General features: G+C 43.0%; 1 protein-coding gene and 1 pseudogene. Both read left to right on the top strand.

The genetic code is table 11. The annotated features are described in order from the left end of the window. Positions 1-97 precede the first annotated feature (97 nt). Positions 98-1,657: an ESPR domain-containing protein gene (locus tag HMPREF9439_RS09960; protein WP_008864758.1), complete on the top strand. Its 1,560-nt coding sequence runs from the start codon at positions 98-100 to the stop codon at positions 1,655-1,657. A gap of 64 nt (positions 1,658-1,721) precedes the next feature. Next, positions 1,722-2,080, top strand: a pseudogene (locus tag HMPREF9439_RS13370) (phage integrase SAM-like domain-containing protein); the annotation flags it as partial.

The raw sequence follows: 2,080 nt of genomic DNA, 5'->3' as shown, positions 1-2,080 counted from the left end.
ATTCAAAGCAAAGTTTTTTCTCCCGGATGCTTCCACCAGTGCTGTTTCTCAACAGTGCTGATGGAAACGTTTGCGTTTCTTTCCCTAGGAGAAAAATATGAACAAAATCTTTAAAAAGATTTGGAACCAGTCCCGAGAATGCTTAGTTGCAGTTTCTGAGGCGATGACTGCTGTGAGCCAAAGCGCGGGAAAAGCAACTGTACTCATTGGTTCTATTGGTCTATTGCTGTCTGGATCTTCACAAGCCGCAGTTGTTATAAATGGGAATGTCCTCAATGCAGATTCAAGGTTACCCAATAAGTACAACGGTATTTTCTTTATCAGTGAAGATACAACGATCAATGGCAATTTTGATTACAACCTTAGAACGACTACAACGAATTCGGATGATGATTTGTTAATCGGCTGTGTTTCTGACAACGAATACTTCCCCAATGTCAATTTGGTAGTCAACGGAACAACAAGTTTCGGCCCAGAAACATGGGTTTCTATTGGTCAAGTAGGGAACGGAAGTGCAAGTAACGTCAATGCTTCTTTAACAACAAGAGATCTAAATGTTTCCGGATGGCTTTATCTAGGCTCTAGAGCTGTCAACTATCAGTACGTTCCGTTTACCTCTCGCTTGGTTGTTAGCGGAACAATGAATTTGTACGGTTCGTTCTTTAATACCGGACACAAAACTGGAAGCGGACTGGGAACGGATGTCCATACCTCAGGTACAGGCAGTTTTAGCATCGGAACTCTTAACAATTGGGGAAACTTCAATCTCGCATCTAAAAACATGAATGTTTCCGGAGAAATTGGGCAACTCAATATTAACGGCGGATCATTTAATCAAAATTCCACTAACAATATTTATATCCATAATGGAGTTGCCTTAAACAGCGGTTCACTGATAACCCAACAGCCGATTATTATCGGCCAAAGAACGGGTAATTTTTCAATAGGAAATTCTCTCGTTTTGGCTGGTGGTTCTCTAAATCAAACAAGTCTACTCACCCAAAAAGGCGGCCAGGTTTCAGTAACCAAAGGCTCCTATGTTTTTGGCACGATCAATAAAGAAAATGGTTCACTTTCCAATGCTGCAACTCTTTCAATAGCCAATTTCAATCAATCCAACGGTTCAAGCTTAAACTCCGGCAATTTGACTATTGGGAGCGCCGATCTAGGCGGGAGTTTGGCAAATACCGGGACGCTTTCTTTAACCGGGAACGTCACTACCAGGGGTAACCTAACCTCCACCGGTACTCTTAATAACCGGGGAAGCTGGACTGAAACTGCGCACTATGCCATTTCCGGCAGCCTCAACAACAGCGGTGCTGTGAACTTCCAAAACGGCTTTGAATTTTCCACGAACGGACGTCTAAATTCTTCCGGCACCCTTCTGACGAATAACGCGGCCAATATTTTTGATTCACTGGGGCGCCAAGGCCAAACCGCTCTATCGACTGTCAGTTTGCAAGCAGCTCTGCCGGAAGAAGCCAAGACTTCTTTAACGGATCTCTTCAGACACTACGTTCCCGGAACCGTTGCTCAAAGCTTAATCGATCACGCTTCTTTTACCGGAGGAAAAATCATTATCACCGGTGTCAATCTCACGACCACGCAGCGTGACGATTTGCTTCAGGCATTCAAAGCAAAGTTTTTTCTTTCATGAAAGAGAACATCAGAAGTACTCCTTTGCGATTATTTTGGCAATTTAACTTTGGATAAGGTGCAAAATGCTTTTTATACCAACTGCATCCACTGGCTGGAAGAAGAATCCGGTCGAGTTGTATTTATCGTCCCTCGGCTCCCGTCGTTCTTCGATAACAATGCAAAACTGCATAAAAAATATTGCAAGGGTTCTTGGACATGAAAATTACGAATTGATTGATTGGTCAAAACTAAGGACAAGCCACTGGACATTAATCAAAAAACACTTAACGGCAAGAAATTGTTCCGGTGCAACTGTGAATCTTTATCTCAATGCATTTAAGGCGGTCGCGAAGGCAGCCTGGTCACTAGACTATTTGCCTCAGTCTGCGTATTTGAAAATTCAAGCTATCAAAGCAGTGAAATACCAGCGATTACCGAAAGG

It is taken from the genome of Parasutterella excrementihominis YIT 11859 (assembly GCF_000205025.1).
GTDB lineage: Bacteria > Pseudomonadota > Gammaproteobacteria > Burkholderiales > Burkholderiaceae_F > Parasutterella > Parasutterella excrementihominis.
The sequence above is the reverse complement of the archived record's forward strand: the minus strand, read 5'-3'. Positions and strand labels throughout refer to the sequence as shown.